This window comes from Kitasatospora aureofaciens (assembly GCF_001188955.3).
Lineage (GTDB): Bacteria > Actinomycetota > Actinomycetes > Streptomycetales > Streptomycetaceae > Kitasatospora > Kitasatospora aureofaciens.
The window spans coordinates 34,155-50,182 of the sequence record NZ_JPRF03000022.1; the positions used below are offsets into that span (position 1 = coordinate 34,155).

The 16,028-nt window shown below is 73.0% G+C and carries 13 protein-coding genes; 5 read left to right on the forward strand and 8 right to left on the reverse strand.

What is annotated here, in order from left to right; translation table 11 throughout:
• Positions 1 to 114 precede the first annotated feature (114 nt).
• A complete protein-coding gene (locus HS99_RS15615; RefSeq protein ID WP_063737839.1) occupies positions 115 to 4,776 on the reverse strand; it encodes a polarized growth protein Scy-related protein in 4,662 nt (1,553 codons plus the stop codon).
• Between the two features lie 482 nt (positions 4,777 to 5,258).
• On the reverse strand, positions 5,259 to 5,720 hold the full coding sequence (mce, locus tag HS99_RS15620) for a methylmalonyl-CoA epimerase (RefSeq protein WP_030551372.1): 462 nt from the start codon (positions 5,718 to 5,720) through the stop codon (positions 5,259 to 5,261).
• A 286-nt stretch (positions 5,721 to 6,006) separates the two neighbouring features.
• Here mce and HS99_RS15625 point away from each other — a divergent pair, with 286 nt between their 5' ends.
• A complete protein-coding gene (locus HS99_RS15625) occupies positions 6,007 to 7,200 on the forward strand; it encodes an acetyl-CoA C-acetyltransferase (RefSeq protein ID WP_030551373.1) in 1,194 nt (397 codons plus the stop codon).
• Positions 7,201 to 7,345: 145 nt separating this feature from the next.
• Positions 7,346 to 8,302, forward strand: a complete 957-nt coding sequence (gene meaB / locus HS99_RS15630; protein WP_030281995.1) for a methylmalonyl Co-A mutase-associated GTPase MeaB — start codon at positions 7,346 to 7,348, stop codon at positions 8,300 to 8,302.
• 54 nt (positions 8,303 to 8,356) lie between these two features.
• Here meaB and HS99_RS15635 read toward each other — a convergent pair whose 3' ends face one another.
• The 5 genes from HS99_RS15635 to HS99_RS15655 all read right to left on the reverse strand — a co-directional run bounded on the left by HS99_RS15635 (position 8,357) and on the right by HS99_RS15655 (position 12,107).
• Positions 8,357 to 8,872: a MarR family winged helix-turn-helix transcriptional regulator gene (locus HS99_RS15635; RefSeq protein WP_078656685.1), complete on the reverse strand. Its 516-nt coding sequence runs from the start codon at positions 8,870 to 8,872 to the stop codon at positions 8,357 to 8,359.
• A 40-nt stretch (positions 8,873 to 8,912) separates the two neighbouring features.
• Positions 8,913 to 9,713 (reverse strand): AIM24 family protein, encoded by an 801-nt coding sequence (locus HS99_RS15640; protein WP_030281992.1) that lies wholly within the window; start codon positions 9,711 to 9,713, stop codon positions 8,913 to 8,915.
• Between the two features lie 221 nt (positions 9,714 to 9,934).
• Positions 9,935 to 10,585, reverse strand: coding sequence for an AIM24 family protein (locus HS99_RS15645; RefSeq protein WP_030281990.1), 651 nt, complete (start codon positions 10,583 to 10,585; stop codon positions 9,935 to 9,937).
• Positions 10,585 to 11,223: an AIM24 family protein gene (locus HS99_RS15650; RefSeq protein ID WP_030281989.1), complete on the reverse strand. Its 639-nt coding sequence runs from the start codon at positions 11,221 to 11,223 to the stop codon at positions 10,585 to 10,587. Before HS99_RS15650 ends, HS99_RS15645 begins: the two co-directional genes overlap by 1 nt.
• An 80-nt stretch (positions 11,224 to 11,303) precedes the next feature.
• On the reverse strand, positions 11,304 to 12,107 hold the full coding sequence (locus HS99_RS15655) for a DUF2127 domain-containing protein (RefSeq protein WP_030281987.1): 804 nt from the start codon (positions 12,105 to 12,107) through the stop codon (positions 11,304 to 11,306).
• Positions 12,108 to 12,353: 246 nt separating this feature from the next.
• Between HS99_RS15655 and HS99_RS15660 the strand changes: the two genes are divergently transcribed.
• Complete coding sequence (locus HS99_RS15660) at positions 12,354 to 12,665, forward strand: DUF3817 domain-containing protein (RefSeq protein ID WP_030281985.1); 312 nt, start codon at positions 12,354 to 12,356, stop codon at positions 12,663 to 12,665.
• A gap of 242 nt (positions 12,666 to 12,907) precedes the next feature.
• Here HS99_RS15660 and HS99_RS15665 read toward each other — a convergent pair whose 3' ends face one another.
• Positions 12,908 to 14,536 carry a M4 family metallopeptidase gene (locus tag HS99_RS15665; protein ID WP_030281983.1) on the reverse strand — a complete coding sequence of 543 codons (1,629 nt, stop codon included), beginning with the start codon at positions 14,534 to 14,536 and terminating at the stop codon, positions 12,908 to 12,910.
• A 499-nt stretch (positions 14,537 to 15,035) separates the two neighbouring features.
• Here HS99_RS15665 and HS99_RS15670 point away from each other — a divergent pair, with 499 nt between their 5' ends.
• Positions 15,036 to 15,608: a MarR family winged helix-turn-helix transcriptional regulator gene (locus HS99_RS15670; RefSeq protein WP_046386453.1), complete on the forward strand. Its 573-nt coding sequence runs from the start codon at positions 15,036 to 15,038 to the stop codon at positions 15,606 to 15,608.
• Between the two features lie 76 nt (positions 15,609 to 15,684).
• Positions 15,685 to 16,023, forward strand: a complete 339-nt coding sequence (locus HS99_RS15675; protein WP_030281979.1) for a DUF3817 domain-containing protein — start codon at positions 15,685 to 15,687, stop codon at positions 16,021 to 16,023.
• The last annotated feature ends 5 nt before the right edge of the window (positions 16,024 to 16,028 follow it).

Sequence of the window (16,028 nt, forward strand, 5' to 3'; positions counted from 1 at the left end):
ACTCTGGGCTTCCTGTCGTCAAACCGCTGAGGTGGTTGAGGGAATCCTGACACGGTACCGGAGTGTCGGCGGCGAAATGCCGTTCTCTCACGGACAATGACCGCCAATGTCCGCTCAATCGGGTGGTGCGTTCTTGGAGCGATTGCCACCCGACCGGGGGGAGCCAACTCCGGCACCGGCCTTGGCGCCCCCGTCCTTCTTGGTGTTGCTTCCCCCGTTGGTCTGGGCGACCGGTGACGGTGCCTCGAACGCCTCCAGCGCCGACAGCACGTCCTGGACCCTGGAGATCTCGGTGTTGATGTCCTTGCGGCGGCGCACCAGCTCGTCCAGCTCCCGCCGACCCTCGTCGGTGACCCGCTCGGCCTCCGCCTTCGCCTCGGCGATCAGCCGCTCGGCCTCCGCCTTCGCCAGCTCGATCTGCTCGTCCGCGGTGCGGTCGGCCTCGTGCAGCCGCTTCTCCGCCTCGGCGGCCGCCTTGTCGAGCCGCTCCTCGGCCTCCGCCTCGGCCGACGCCAGCTTGGCCTCGGCCTTCTCGATCAGCGTCTCGGCGCGGTCGGTGGAGTTGGCGAGCTTGGTCTCCGCCTCCTTCAGCAGGCCCTCCGCCTTGCGGACGGCGGACAGCCGGACCTTGCTGGCCTCCGCGGAGGCCTCCGAGGTGAGCTCGGCGGCCCGCTCCTCGGCGGCGGCGACCAGGGCGGCGGCCCGCTCCTCGGCCTCGGCGACGGTGGCCACCGCCTGCTCCTCGGCCTCCGTCAGCTGCTCCTGAGCGGCCGTCACCAGCGCGTCCACCCGCTCGCCGGCCGACTTCATCGCCGCCGCGTTCTCCTTGCGGGCCCGCTCGTGCAGCGCCTCCACCTCGGCGTCGGTGCGCTCGCGCAGCTCCTCGGCGCGCTCGCGGATCGCGGTGGCGTCCCGGCGGGCCTCGGCGAGCAGGGCGTCCGCGTCGGAGCGGCCCTTCTCGACCTCGGCCTGACCGGCGGCCTCGCCGGCCGCGACCAGCCGGTCGGCCTCCTTGCGGGCGGCGGCGACCATCGCGTCCGCCTGCTCCTCGGCGGCGGCGGTGGTGGCCAGCGCGGTGGTCTGGGCGTCCTCGCCGAGCGACTCGGCGTCCGCGAAGGCCTTCTCCAGGACGGACTTGGCCTGGTCCCGGGTGGCCTTGTCGAACTGCTCGGCGGCCTCCCGGGTCTCCGCGTCGTAGGCGTCGGCGCGGGTGCGGGTGGCGGCGTCGTACTCCTCGGCCAGGGTGCGGGTGGCGAGGGCGTACTCCTCGGCCTCGGCGCGCAGCCCGGCGGCCAGCTCCTCGGCCTCGGCGACGGTCCGGGCGCCCTGGGCCTCGGCCTCGGCCACCGTACGGGCGGCCTGGGCCTCGGCGTCGGCTCGCAGCTGCTCGGCCGCCTCCCGGGCGGCGCGCAGCTCCGCCTCGGCGTCGGCGCGCAGCTGCTCGTCGTAGGCCTGGGCCTCGGCGCGCTGACGGCCGAGCTCGGCCTCGGCGGCCTCGCGCTCGGCGGTGAGCTCCAGCTCGGTCTGCTCGCGCAGGGCGGTGGTCTCGGCCTCGGTCCGGGCGCGCAGGTCGGCGCTGTACCGGTCGGCGGCCTCGCGCTGCTCGGCGCTGTACCGCTCGGCCGCCTCGCGCTGCTCGGCGGTCTCCCGGTCGGCCAGGTCGCGCACCTCGGCGGAGTACCGCTCGGCGGCCTCGCGCTGCTCGGTCGTCTCGCGCTCGGCGAGGGCGCGGGTCTCCGCAGCGGCCTGCTCCGCCCGGTCGCGGGTGTCCGCGGCCTCCTGCTCGGCGGTGGCGCGCAGCGCGGCGATCTGCTCGGCGGCGGCCTCGTGCAGGCCGGCCACCGACTGGCGGACCTCGGCGGCCTCCTCCTCGGCGGCGGCGACCAGCTCGGCGCCCTCGGCCCTGGCGGCGGCGACCACGTCCTCGCCGTCGGCCCGCGCCTGCTCCAGGACGGCGGTGGCTTCGGCGCGGATGTCGTCGGCGGTGGCGCGGGCCTCGGACAGCTCCCGGCCGGCCTCGGCCCGTACGGTCTCGGCCTGCTCGTTGGCCAGCGCCAGCTCGGCGGCGGCCTTCTCGCGGGTCGCCTTGGCGTCCTGGGCGGCCTCCGCCCGGCGCTGCTCGGCGGCGGCTGCGGCCTGCTCCAGCAGTTCGTCGGCCTCGGCGCGGCGGTCGACGGCGTACTGCTCGACCTCGGCCCGCAGCTCGACGGCGTGCTGTTCGGCGTCGGTGCGGACGCGGTCGGCGTAGGCCTCGGCGTGCTCGCGCTGCTGGGTGGTCTCCTGCTGGGCGAGGGCGCGCAGTTCGGCGGCGGCCTGCTCGGCCTGGGCGCGCTGCTCGGCCGCGTACCGGTCGGCGTCCTCGCGCTGCTCGGTGGTCTCCCGGTCGGCGCTCTCGCGCTGCTCGGCGGCGTACCGGTCGGCGGCGGCGCGGACCTCGGCGGTCTCCCGGGCGGTGCGCTCGGTCAGCTCGGCGGCGGCCTGCTCGGCCTGCTCGCGGGCGGTCCGGGCGCCGGCCAGCTGCTCGGCGGTCTCCTCACGCTCGCGCTCCAGCCCGGCGGCGGCCTCCTCGCGCTCGCGCCGGCTCTCCTCGCGCAGCGCGTTCGCTGCGGCCTCGGCCTCGGCCCGGGTACGGGCAGCCTCGGTGTCGGCCTCGGTGCGCACCCGCTCGGCGTCGGCGACCGCGGCGTCCCGGACGGCCTTGGCCTCGGCCTGGGCGTCGGCGGTCAGGGCCTGCGCGGCGGCGCTCGCCTCGGACCGCACCCGCTGGTCGAACTCGACCGCTTCGCGCCGGAGTTCGGAGGTCTCGCGCTCGGCGGCGGTCCGGTTCTCGGCGGCCGCGGCCTTGGCGGCGGCCAGGGCGTCCTGGCCCTGCTGCTCGGCCGCGGCGGTGATCTTCTCGGCCTCGGCCCGGGCCCGGGCGAGGGTCTGCTCGGCCCGTCCCTGGGTCTCGGCGGCCTGCTCCTGGGCCTGCTCGCGCAGCCGCTCGATCTCCCCGGCCGCGCCCGCGCGCAGCTCGTCGGCGTCGGCCTTGGCCTTGGTGAGCAGCTCCTCGGCGTTCTTCGCCGACTCCTCGATCTGCAGGACGGCCTGGCGGCGGGCCTCGCTGCGGGACCGGTCGGCCTCGGCGGCGGCCTGGGCGCGCAGCTCCTCGGCCTCGGCCCGCAGCCGGGCCGCCTCGTCCTGCATCTGCTCGATCCGCTCGCGGATCGCGGCGGCGTCGTCCAGCGCGGCGTTCTGGGCCTGCTCGACGGCGGCCTGGGCCTGCTCGCGCAGCCGCTGGGCCTCGGCCCGGGCCTCGGCGCGGATCCGCTCCGCCTCGGTGGCGGCCTCGGCGCGCGCCGTCTCGGCGTCCTGGTTGGCCCGGCCGAGCACCTCCTCGGCGGTCTTGGCGGCCTTGGCGAGGTGGACGGTGGCGTCCTTGGCGCCAGCCGCCCGGCCCTCCTCCTCGGCCTCGCCGCGCAGCCGCTGGGCGTCGGCCGCGGCCTGCGCCCGCAGTTCGGCCACGTCCCGCTCGGCCCGGGCGCGCAGCTCGGCGATCGCGGCCTCGGCCTCGGCCTTCAGCTGGGCGGCGACCGACTCGGCGGTGGCCCGCAGCCGCTCGCTCTCCTCGGCGGCGGCGGCCTTGGCGGCGTCCGCCTCGGCCTGCCTGGTGGCCGCCTCGGCGCGGACCGCCTCGGCCTCGGCGCGGATCGCCTCGGACTCCTTGGTGGCCTGGGCGACCAGTCGGGCGATCTCGGCGCGGGCGGTCTGCGACCGCTGCTCGGTGGCGGCCTCGCCGTCGGCGACCTTGCGCTCGGCGGCGGCCTCGGCGTCGGCCTGGAGCTGCTCGGCGGCCTGCTCGGCCTGGGCGCGCAGCTCGGCGGCCTCCCGGCGGGTGCGCTCGGCCTCGGCGATCGCCTCGGCGCGCAGCCGCTCTATCTCGGTCTTCGCGGCATCGAGCTGCTGCTCGGCACGGGCCTGCTCGGCGGCGGCCTGCTCCTTGAGCCGGCCGATCTCGGCCTGTGCGAGGGCCAGCTGCTGCTCGGCGGCGGCGTGGGCGGCAGCCAGCTCCTGCTGGGCCTGGCCGCGGGCGGCGTCCACGTCGGCGGCGGCCTGGGCACCGGCCTGCTGGGCGTGCTCGGAGGCGGCGCGTAGCAGGCGCTCGGCGTCGCTCTGGGCCTTCTGCAGGGCGGCCTCGGCGGCGGCCTGGGCCTCGCCGCGGGCGGCGTCGACGTCGGCGGCGGTCTGGGCGCGGGCGTGGTCGGAGAGGGCGGCGGCCTCGGCACGGGCCGCGGCGACCATCCGCTCGGCCTCGGCGCGGGCGTCCTGCAGCAGGCGCTGGGCCTCCTGCTCGGAGCCGGTCCGGGTCTGCTCGGCCCAGCCGTTGACGTGCTGCTCGGCGGAGCGGCGCAGCTCGGTGAGCTCCTCCTCCAGCTGGCGGCGGCGCGCGGCGAGCTCGGCCTCCAGCCGGGCGGTGCGCTCGGCGGCCTCGGCCATGATCCGCTGGGTGGCGGCCTGGGAGTCGCGCAGCTGGCGCTCGGCGTCCGCGCGCATCTGCTGGGCCTGCATCTCGGCGGTGCGGAGCATCTGCTCGGCCTGGCCGGAGACGGCGTCGAAGGCGCGCGGCTGGGCAAGCATGCGCCGGGACTCGTGCAGCTTGGCCCGGAGCACCTCCACCTGGTAGGCGAGGTCCTCGGCATGCTCGACTGCTTTGTCCCGCTCCTTCCGAGTCCGACCCATCTCGGCCTCGAACTGGGAGAGGTGATCGTCAACCTCGTAGCGGTCGTTGCCCCGCACTCCGCGGTCCCATCCATCTCCTGGTCGCGTCCTCGACCCGGCCGGTCCGGGGCGCCCCTGTCCGGGGTGCCGGTCCGACTGGTCCTTGCATCCGCGGCCACCGGACGACCCCGTGCCAAGCCGGGGGCGTCCGCCGCGGTCGTCGGAGCCCTGGCCGTGGGAGCGCGGGGGTACCGCGTTCCCCCGTCCGGGTGGACTCCTGGGCGAACTCTTGCCTGTGGAGAATGGTGACAGATCCGTCTTGCGACTGCTCAGCCGTGCCCGCGTACTGGACTCCCCTGCGACGGGCCGACCACCGGAGGGCGGACAGGCCTGTCATCGGCCGTGCCCGTCGACTCCGTCCCCCGGATTCGTCGCGCACCTGGGCATTGTAGTGGGAGCGCACTGCGGGGGAATGGCCGCGTGGGGGTTTTCCGGCTCCCGGACCAGGTTACTGACGGGTCGCTAGAGCCGGACCGCGGCTACCGGGGGTTCCGGTGGCTTCAGTGCCCTCCGTGTGCTCCGTGCCCCTCGTGCCCGGCGGGCTGGGCGGACGTGACCAGCTCGGTCAGCACCCCGCCGCAGTCCTTGGGGTGCAGGAAGGTGATCCGCGAGCCCATCGAGCCGATCCGCGGCTCGTCGTAGAGGACCCGGACGCCCTTGCCGCGGATGGCCTCGGAGTCGCCGTCCACGTCGGCGGTGCCGAAGGCGATGTGGTGCACGCCCTCGCCGTTCTTCTCCAGCCACTTGGCGACGGTGGAGTCCGGCCGGGTCGGCTCCAGCAGCTGGAGGTACGAGGCGCCGCCGTCGTCGGTCCCGTTGATCCGGAGCATCGCCTCGCGGACGCCCTGCTCCTCGTTGACCTCGCTGTGGAACACCTCGAAGCCGTAGGTGGCGCGGTAGAACTCGACCGTCTTGTCGAGGTCTCGGCAGGCGATGCCGATGTGGTCGATACGGGTCAGCACGGCGGACCTCCAGGGCAGGTACGGAAAGTGGCACCCAGTGCAGCGTACGGGCCTCGGCCCGCGCCAGTGCCGGACGTGCGAGCCTGCTCACACGCTGACCGGGCGCGGACGGCACGCGGTCGCCCGCGGACTTTCACCCGAACGTTCACCCGGACCGCGTTGACACGGTGTTGACTGGAGGGTGCCAGTGCGCTCGATCACACCGTCGCTCCGGTGACGGGCGGAAAACGGGTCAGTACCCTGAGCGCATCCTCACCTGGCCACGACGTGCGAAGGGGCCCGTCCCATGACCAACAACACCTCTGTGATCGTTGCCGGTGCGCGGACCCCGATGGGTCGCCTGCTCGGCTCCCTCAAGGGCTTCTCCGGTGCCGACCTCGGCGGCTTCGCGATCAAGGGCGCACTGGAGCGGGCCGGGATCACCGGGGATCAGGTCCAGTACGTGATCATGGGCCAGGTGCTGCAGGCCGGCGCCGGCCAGATCCCGGCCCGTCAGGCCGCCGTCAAGGCCGGCATCCCGATGAACGTCCCGGCGCTGACCGTCAACAAGGTCTGCCTCTCCGGCCTGGACGCCATCGCCCTCGCCGACCAGCTGATCCGGGCCGGCGAGTTCGACATCGTGGTGGCCGGCGGCCAGGAGTCGATGACTAACGCCCCGCACCTGCTGCCGAAGTCCCGCGAGGGCTACAAGTACGGCGCCGTCGAGGTGCTCGACGCCATGGCGTACGACGGTCTGACCGACGCCTACGAGAACATCCCGATGGGCGAGTCCACCGAGAAGCACAACACCCGCCTGGGCATCCCGCGCGAGGTGCAGGACGAGATCGCCGCCGCCTCCCACCAGCGGGCCGCCAAGGCGCAGGCGGACGGCGTCTTCGACGCCGAGATCGTCCCGGTCGCCATCCCGCAGCGCAAGGGCGAGCCGGTGCTGTTCAGCCAGGACGAGGGCATCCGCGCCGACACCACCGTCGAGGGTCTCGCCAAGCTGCGCCCGGCCTTCACCAAGGACGGCACGATCACCGCCGGCACCTCCTCGCAGATCTCCGACGGCGCCGCCGCCGTGGTCGTGATGAGCAAGGCCAAGGCCGAGGAGCTGGGCCTCACCTGGATCGCCGAGATCGGCGCGCACGGCAACGTGGCCGGCCCGGACAACTCGCTGCAGTCGCAGCCGTCCAACGCGATCAGGCACGCGCTGTCCAAGGAGGGCCTGGAGGTCTCCGACCTCGACCTGATCGAGATCAACGAGGCCTTCGCGGCCGTCGCCCACCAGTCGATGAAGGACCTGGGCGTCTCCTCCAACATCGTCAACGTCAACGGCGGCGCGATCGCGCTCGGCCACCCGATCGGCATGTCCGGCGCCCGGGTGGTGCTCACCCTCGCGCTGGAGCTGCAGCGCCGCGGCGGCGGGGTCGGCGCGGCCGCCCTGTGCGGCGGCGGCGGCCAGGGCGACGCGCTGATCGTGCGCGTGCCGAAGGCCTGACCGACGCTCTGACCTCGGGGCTGCGGACCGCCACAAGTGGTCCGCAGCCCTTTGGGTCCGTGCCCCGGCGTCGCCCCGCAGATGCGAGTTCGGAGACGGACCCCGGGCCTTCCAGGCCCCTCGGCATCTGCGCAAGGAGACCCTGATGATCGATGTCGCCACGCTGGTCGAGCAGGCCCGGGAGGGCCGGCCGCGGGCGGTCGCCCGCCTGATCACGCTGGTCGAGAACGCCGCTCCGCAGCTGCGGGAGGCGATGGCCGCGCTCGCCCCGTACACCGGGCAGGCCTACACCGTGGGCCTGACCGGCTCGCCCGGGGTCGGCAAGTCCACCTCCACCTCGGCGCTGGTCTCCGCCTACCGGCGGCTGGGCAAGCGGGTCGGAGTGCTCGCCGTCGACCCGTCCTCGCCGTTCTCCGGCGGGGCGCTGCTGGGCGACCGGGTCCGGATGCAGGACCACGCGACCGACCCCGAGGTGTTCATCCGCTCGATGGCCACCCGCGGGCACCTCGGCGGGCTGTCCTGGGCGGCCCCGCAGGCGCTGCGGGTGCTGGACGCGGCCGGGTGCGAGGTGATCCTGGTGGAGACCGTGGGCGTGGGCCAGTCCGAGGTCGAGGTCGCCGCCCAGGCCGACACCGCCGTGGTGCTGCTGGCCCCCGGGATGGGCGACGGCATCCAGGCCGCCAAGGCCGGCATCCTGGAGATCGGCGACGTCTTCGTGGTGAACAAGGCCGACCGGGACGGCGCCGACGCCACCGCCCGGGAGCTCAACCACATGCTGGGCCTCGGCGAGGCGCGCGAGGCGGGGGACTGGCGCCCGCCGATCGTCAAGACCGTCGCGGCGCGCGGCGAGGGAGTGGACGAGGTGGTCGAGGCGCTGGAGAAGCACCGCGCCTGGCTGGAGGAGCACGGCGAACTGGCGGCGCGCCGCCGCCGCCGGGCCGCCCAGGAGATCGAGGCCATCGCCCTGGCCGAGCTGCGGGCCCGGATCGGCGACCTCTCCGGCGACCGCCTGCTGGCCGGTCTCGCCGAACGGGTGGCCACCGGCACCCTCGACGCCTACGGCGCCGCCGACGAACTCGTCGCCGGCCTGACCACCGGCTGAGCCCGGCGCGGGAAGTCGGCCGGGCCGACTTCCCGCGCCGGGGGCCCGCAGGAACTACGAGCGGCCTCGGAGGCCGCGCAGGTGCTCGGCGACGGGAGCCAGGGCCTCGTAGATGGCGTCGAGCTGTTCCGGGGTGAAGCGGTCGATGAAGTGGGCCCGGACGCTGCGGACGTGGTCGGGGGCGACCCGCTGCATGGTCTCCCAGCCCTGTTCGGTGAGGTGGGCGTAGAGGCCGCGGCGGTCGCCGGGGCACTCCTGGCGCAGCACCAGGCCGGCGTTCTCCATGCGGGTGATCTGGTGGGAGAGCCGGCTCTTCGACTGCAGGGTGGCGGTCGCGAGGTCGGTCATCCGCATGCGGTGGTCGGGCGCCTCGGAGAGCACGACCAGGATCTCGTAGTCGTTGATCGCCAGGTTGTGGGGCTGGAGCTCGCGGCTGAGCTGGTAGTCCAGCAGCTTGGCGACCTCCAGATGGGCGCGCCACATCCGCTGCTCCCTGGCGGTCAGCCAGGGAGTCTCCTCCTCGGGCCGCGGCTCAGGGTTGTCCGCAGTGTCGATCGTGTGCGTATCCATGGGATCCAGCATAGCCGATTTAGTTCAATCTTGTACAAGTTTACAGGCCGAAACGCCGCCCGAGTTCGCCAAGGTTACCCAGGCCCGGCTGGTTGGGGTGGTTGCCGCCGTGGCCCGGCTGGGGCGGCACCCCGCCTCCCGGGACGCCTGCCTCGGCGTCCACCCGGCCCACCGGACGCTCGGCCATCAGCTGCTCGCTGGACTGCACCAGCACCTGCCCGGCGCCAATGAACTCGAACTGGTGCTCCTCGCCCGAGGCGCCGCCGATGCCGGTCAGTCGCCGCAGGCCACCGACCACCCCGTGCAGGTAGTCGTGGTCGTAGTGGTGGCACGGCGCCGGGCAGTCCGCCCAGCCGACCAGGGCCTGCGGGTCCACCCGGATCGGCGGCTCCACGAAGTGCACCGGCCCGTTGGAGGCGGCGACGAAGCGGCCGGTGCCGATCAGCGTCAGGAAGCCCGGGATGATCGACTGCTTGAGCCGCAGCGTCGGGTCGAAGGCGAGCAGGTTGCCGGAGCGGACGGTCAGGTTGCCGTCGTCCAGGTCGTAGGAGTTGAGGTCGTAGGCGCGGTCGGCCAGCAGCAGCTTGCCGCTGCCCTGGGCGACCACCCAGTCCGCCGCGTGCAGCGGGGAGTTGAAGTGCTGCCCGAGCATCCGGTCGACCATCCCGGCGCCGACGCCGCGGAAGGTGATGTCGCCGTAGTAGGCGACCATCTTGCCCTTCTGCAGGAAGTAGGAGCCGTTCAGCTCGACGGCGAAGGCGTACGGGTTGACGTTGTCGTTGGCCGGCAGGGTGTACGCGTCGTGCACCACCGGTCCCTCGCCGCCGTGGGTGGTCGGCAGCGGGGCCTGCGGGCCTCCGAACTGCTCATGGGCGTAAGCCTGTTGGGGCTGTGGCTGGTAGCCGGGCGGCGGGGGAGGGGGCGGCGGGTAGTCCTGCGAACGCCCGTGGTTCGACGGCACCGGAGGCACCGTGAAGCCCGGCTGGGTGGGCTGGTCGTGCGGCGACTGGCCGTACGGGGACTGCCCGTACGACGGCTGGGGCGGCTGCGGCGGGTGGGACATCAGAGCTTCTCCTCGCTCGCCTGGACGTACACCGCGCCCTGCCCGGACAGTTCCAGCTGGAACGCCTCGCCCGAGCCGCGGCCGATCATCTCGCGCCAACCGATCGCCGTGGACAGCTTGTTGCGCACCTCGCCGCGGTGCGCCACGTACGCCTGCGGGTCGACGTGCACCGGCTGGCCGGGGGTGATCGGCAGTTCGAAGACGCCGCCGTGGGCCATCACCGCGACCGAGCCGTGGCCCTCCAGCCGGGTGGTGAACAGGCCCTGCCCGCTGACCTGGCCGCGGACCATGCCCATCACCCCGCCCTGCGAGCCGAGGAACACGGTGGACTGGCGCAGCGTGCCCTCGAAGGCGAGCAGCCGGTCCGCCTCGACGAACAGGGTGTCGCCGGTCAGGTCGATCACGTGGACGTGGTGGCCGCCGTGGCCGAACATCACCCGCCCCTGGCCCTCGACGGTCATCAGCGGGGTGTCCTCGTTGGCGACCCGGCGGCCGATCATCGACATCACGCCGCCCTGGCCGCCGGTGATGTTCGGGGTGAACCGGACGTCGCCGGTGTACCCGAGCATCGCCCCGCGCTGGCTGAACAGCCGCTGGCCGGGCACCACCTGGGCCTCGACCATCTTCCCGTTGATCCGGGTGAAGCCCATCAGACGTCACCCCCGAGGGTGACCTTCTCCGAGGGCTGGACGTACACCAGGCCCTCGCCGGTGAACTCCACCTGCACGGCCTCGCCGCCGCCCTCGCCGATCACCGTGGTCCAGCCCGCGCCCGACTTCAGGCTGCGGTGCAGGCTGCCGGTGTGCGCGACGTAGGCGCCCGGGTCGACCCGCAGCGGCATGTCCTTGCCGACCCTCAGGATGACGGCCGGGCCGTTGGAGGTGACGGCGGCCCAGCCGTGGCCCTCCACCTTGGTGGTGAAGAGGCCGTTGCCCGAGGAGACGCCGTTCAGCCCGGTGAAGCTGGTGCCGGTGTGCAGGCCGGCCTCGGTGCACAGCAGGTTGTCCGCCTCGACGTAGAGCGTCTCCCCGTCGAGGCGGACCAGGTTGATCTCGGTGGCCTTGTCGGCGAAGTAGCAGGTGCCCTGCCCCCTCACCTCCATGACGGTCATCCGTTCGCCGGTGAGCCTGCGGGTGACCACGCCTCGCAGGCCGTCCCCTCCGCCGGTCAGCTTCTTGAAGGTCATCTGGCCGGTGTAGGCGACCATCGAGCCGTGCCGGGCCTTGACGGCGTCGCCGCCCAACTCGACGGCGAGCACCCGCGATCCCTGGAGTCTGAACTGTGCCACGGCCGCAATCTAGCTTCCGCCGGGGCTGCGGGGCGAGGGGGCGGGGCCCAACCGGTACGGACCCGGGACAATCGTTCGGGTCAGGAGCGTGCGTGGGCGCCGTGGCCGTGGCCGGGCGCCGGGACGGCTCCGGCCGCCTGCTCGACCTCCAGCAGCGAGGCCGAGTGGCGCTCCGCCTCGAAGGCCACCACGCCGCCGCGCAGGCCGAACAGGCGCTTGGAGAGCATGATCCAGAGCACCGCCGCGATGTTCAGCAGCAGGGTGCAGATCTTCACCGCGCTGATGTGCTCGTGCAGCTCGTAGCCCTCCAGCGGGAGGAAGGCGGCGGTGGCGACCACGGTCAGGTACTCGGCCCAGCGCCGGCCCAGCCAGAGGCCGACCGCCTCGACGATCTCGATCAGCGCGTAGGCGATCATCGCGCCCGCGACGATCAGCAGGGTCTTCTTCTGGTAGCCGAAGGTCTTGCGGATCGTCTCGACGATCGGGGCGTGGTCGAGGTCCCAGTGGAAGTGGTCGGTGACCGGCTTGAAGACCGTGAGGTCCTCCTCGAAGACCCGCTGCACCGCCTCCTGACTGTTGGAGAACTTCCAGACGCCCCAGGCCATCAGGATGATGATCACGCCGCGCAGCACCCGCTCGACGGCCAGGAAGCGCAGGATGAAGAGGTCCCGCAGGGCCTTGCCGCGCGGCACCAGCGGGGCGTTCGCCGCCGGGCCGGAGCCGTGCGGGGCGCCGAGCGAGAAGTCGCCGCAGCGCAGGCAGCGCCAGGCGTCGCCGACCGCGGTGGCGGCGTGCAGTCGGGAGGCCAGCTCGGGCTCGGTCGGCGCGTAGGTGATGTGGCCGCGCTTGGCGCAGGTCCTGCGGTCCCAGTCGCGCTTGAACATGTGGTGACTACCCCCCGTGTGCGGTGCCGGCGGCGCCCGGTTCGGTGGGCGCGCGGGCAGCAGGATAGGGGGTGCGGGCGACGCCCCGCCGCACCCGGCGGGGTTCTGGCGCGCCGCTGTGACATCCGGCACGGTGCCCACCCCCGGCCCTGGGCTCGGACATGTGCTCGGTGATAATGGCGGGAAGGCTTGTGAGTCGCTTCACAAGCGTGCCGCGCCTCCGACCCCCGTATTGAGGTATCCAACGTGAACAGCAGCGCCGTCCACCGCCTGCGCCTCGTATCCGCCCCCGAGGGGATCTCCTTCATCCTGCTGCTGATCTGCTCGGTGCTGAAGCGGACCACGTCCTTCGACGCCGTGCCGGTGATGGGCATGGTCCACGGGATCCTGTTCATCCTGTACGTGATCTTCTGGATCCAGGCCTGGCAGGCGCAGAAGTGGGACGCCAAGCGCGGCGTGCTGCTGTTCGTGCTCTCGGTGCTGCCGTTCGGCGGTTTCGTCGCCGAGCGGCAGCTCGGTCGCGAGGAGCGCGGGGAGCTGCGGCCCGCGACCGCCTGACCCGCTCGCGTGGACGGTCGACAGGCTGCCACGGCCTCCTCTCCCAAAGGGCCGCGGCAGCCTGCCGCCGTTTTCTCACCGGGAGTGGATTCGGGGTTTCGCCAGAAGCATGACAACCGTCTCCGCGGAAGAACAGGCCCCCTGAGGGGATTGGCCGGGAGTCGTCGGCCCGGACACGGCCGGACGCCCGGGACCTGCCCTCCAACGAGGCCCCGGGCGTCCTGCTCACCGCGCGCCGTACGTCACTTGACGTTGACGGCGCTCCAGGTCGCGGCGACGGCCGCGTACTCGGCGCTGGTGGCGCCGTACAGGTCCGCCGCGGCCTTCAGGGTGCCGGTGCGGGCCGCCGCGTAGTTGGTGGTGGAGGTGAAGTAGGTGGTCAGCGCGCGGTACCAGATCTTGGCCGCCTTGTCCCGGCCTATGCCGGCGAGGGTGGAGCCGTTGTACGTCGGGCTGTTGTAGCTGACGCCGTTGATGGTCTTGGCGCCGCTGCCCTCGGCGAGCAGGTAGAAGAAGTGGTTGGCCACGCCCGAGGAGTAGTGGACGTCCAGGCCGCCGACCGAGGAGGACCAGTAGTCGGCCGAGCGGCCGTCCTTGGACGGCTGGTCCATGTAGCGCAGCGGCTTGCCGTCACCGTTGATGTTGATCTGCTCGCCGATGAGGTAGTCCGGCTTGTCGGCGGCCAGGTTGGCGTACCACTCGACCATGGTGCCGAAGATGTCCGAGGTGGCCTCGTTCAGGCCGCCGGACTCGCCGGAGTAGTTGAGGCCCGCGGTGGCGGAGGTGACGCCGTGGCTCATCTCGTGGCCGGCCACGTCCAGCGCCGTGAGCGGGTGGGTGTTGCTGGCACCGTCGCCGTACGTCATGCAGAAGCAGCTGTCGCTCCAGAACGCGTTGACGTAGTTGGTGCCGTAGTGGACCCGGCTGACCGCGCCGACGCCGTCGTTCTTGATGCCGTTGCGGCCGAAGGTGTTCTTGTAGAAGTCCCAGGTGGCGGCCGCGCCGTACTGGGCGTCCACGGCGGCGGACTCCTGGTTGGAGACCAGGCCGTTGCCGAAGACGTTGGTGGAGTTGGCGAACAGGGTGCCGCTGCCGGAGGTCTTGTTCTTCAGGTTGTAGGTGGCCTGGCCGCCGCGGCCGGCGTCCTTCAGCTGGTACGAGGTGCCGCTCTGGGTGGTGGTCAGCGGGACGGTGCCGACGAAGACGCCCTTGCCGCTGCCGGAGGCGGTCTGCACCTGCTCGTGGGTGGAGAGCACCTGGCCGGTGGCCGCGTCGGTGACCAGCAGCTGGCTGCTCGGGGTGCCGTCGGCGCGCAGACCCTCGACGGTGGTCCGGTACGCCAGTCGAGGATTGCCGTCGGCCGCCCAGACCACCAGGGCGGCGGTGCCGGTCTGCCGGACCTCGGTCAGCGGCGCCTCGTCCTCGTCGGCGGCGATGCCGACGGTGGACTGCACGGCGCCGGTCGCCTGGGCGGCGGCCTGGTCCGCGGCGATCTCGGGAGTGAGGCTGGGCAGCGCGAGCTTGGCGCCGACGGCCTTGTCCACCGCGGTGGTCGAGCCGTCCGCCTTCTGGTGCACCACCAGGTCGCCGCCCAGCACGGGGAGTCCGGCGAACGTGCGCTCGTAGCGGAGGTGGCGGGTGCCGTCGGCGTCCACCACGACGTCCTTGGCCACCAGTTGCTCCTGGCCGCCCAGGGACAGGGCGTGCGCCACCTTGGCGGCCTGGCCGTTCGCCTGGGCGATCAGGTCGGCGTGCTGCTGGGCGCCCCGGGCCTGCGGCGCGGGGTCGGCCTGGGCCGCGACGCCCTGGACGACACCGGTCAGCAGGGCGGTGGCGGAGAGTACGGCGACTGCGGCGAGCTTTCGCTTCACGGACGAGTCCTTCCGGGAAACCGCGTGTGGGCGCGGTCGCACCGCGTCCCGGGGGCCGGGGTCGGCACCTGAGGGGCGGGACGGGCACTGACGTGCGAGGACCCCGAGCGGTCGTGCGGCTGCCACCGGTTGGGTGGGGGTGGTGGCTGTCGAACGGGGTTGGCGGAAAGCATGACAATCGAGCAAATCAAATGACAGGTCTTCCTCATGAATTGGCCAAGTCCCGCCAAGACGAAGCATTGTGAACGGGAGGACAAAGCGGATCATTTACCCGGACTTTCAGCGGGTTCCGGACCGAACCGAGGCCTGGTAGCGGGGCGTTCGCTCATCGGACGGTCAACCCCGGTACGTGCGAAGCGCGTTGCCGTCCGTTCACACCGACGCAATGTCCAGGTATGGACCTGGCCGTCCGATTGGCGGGATCCCGCCACCGTGTCGTGCTTGTCCACCATCAGGACAGCTGGTAGCGCACGTCCCGTCCGCCGGTACGGTTGAGGACGTGGCCAAGCCCCTCGCACTCGACTTCGACCCGATCGCCCGCGCCGACGAGCTCTGGGCCCGTCGCTGGGGCACCGTGCCCTCGATGGCGGCGATCACCTCGATCATGCGCGCGCACCAGATCCTGCTGTCCCGGGTCGACGCGGTGCTCAAGCCGTACGGTCTGACCTTCGCCCGGTACGAGGCGCTGGTGCTGCTGACCTTCAGCCGGACCGGTGAGCTCTCGCTGTCCAAGATCGGCGAGCGGCTGATGGTCCACCCGACCAGCGTCACCAACACCGTCGACCGCCTGGAGCGGGCCGGCCTGGTCGCCCGCCGCCCCAACCCGCTGGACGGCCGCGGGGTGCTCGCCACGATCACCGGGCGCGGCCGCGAGGTGGTCGAGGAGGCCACCCGCGAGCTGATGGCGATGGAGTTCGGGCTGGAGGAGTACGGCCCCGACCAGTGCCGCCAGGTGTTCGAACTGCTCAAGCCGCTGCGGGTCGCCGCCGGGGACTTCGCCGAGCCGGGCGACGGGGTCGAGGACCAGGCCGTCGAGGGGGCTGCCGAGGGGGCTGCTCGGAAGCGGCCGTGAGGACGGCTACCCTCGTGGGAGCGGTGCGCGGATCCGGGCGTACCGGCCGAAACTGCCGAGCGAGGCGAGGAAGAGTATGAAGGCGACCCCCCTGCTGGGCTGGTACCGCGGCCTGGCCATTGCGACCGGTTGCGCACTGCTGGTGTTCTGCGGCTTCATGGTCGCGAAGTACGGCTTCGGTGCCGCCGAGGACCTGACCACCTACGTCGCGATGCTGCACGGCTACCTGTACATCGGGTACTTCGTGGTGACCTTCCTGCTCGGGCAGAAGCTGAAGTGGCCGCTCGGCCGGCTGGTGCTGACCCTGGCGGCGGGCTGCATCCCGTTCCTGTCCTTCGTCTTCGAGCGCAAGGTGGCCCGTGAGGCCGCCGAGCAGCTCCCGGCGGGCGGCGCCCGCCAGCCGGCCGGCGTCTGAGTCGA

What these genes read in the sequence shown, in the direction of transcription:
- HS99_RS15625 (WP_030551373.1), top strand. Translation starts at nt 6,007, where the DNA reads ATGACCAACAACACCTCTGTGATCGTTGCCGGTGCGCGGACCCCGATG.
- meaB (WP_030281995.1), top strand. Translation starts at nt 7,346, where the DNA reads ATGATCGATGTCGCCACGCTGGTCGAGCAGGCCCGGGAGGGCCGGCCG.
- HS99_RS15635 (WP_078656685.1), bottom strand. Translation starts at nt 8,872, where the DNA reads ATGGATACGCACACGATCGACACTGCGGACAACCCTGAGCCGCGGCCC.
- HS99_RS15645 (WP_030281990.1), bottom strand. Translation starts at nt 10,585, where the DNA reads ATGGGCTTCACCCGGATCAACGGGAAGATGGTCGAGGCCCAGGTGGTG.
- HS99_RS15655 (WP_030281987.1), bottom strand. Translation starts at nt 12,107, where the DNA reads ATGTTCAAGCGCGACTGGGACCGCAGGACCTGCGCCAAGCGCGGCCAC.
- HS99_RS15675 (WP_030281979.1), top strand. Translation starts at nt 15,685, where the DNA reads ATGAAGGCGACCCCCCTGCTGGGCTGGTACCGCGGCCTGGCCATTGCG.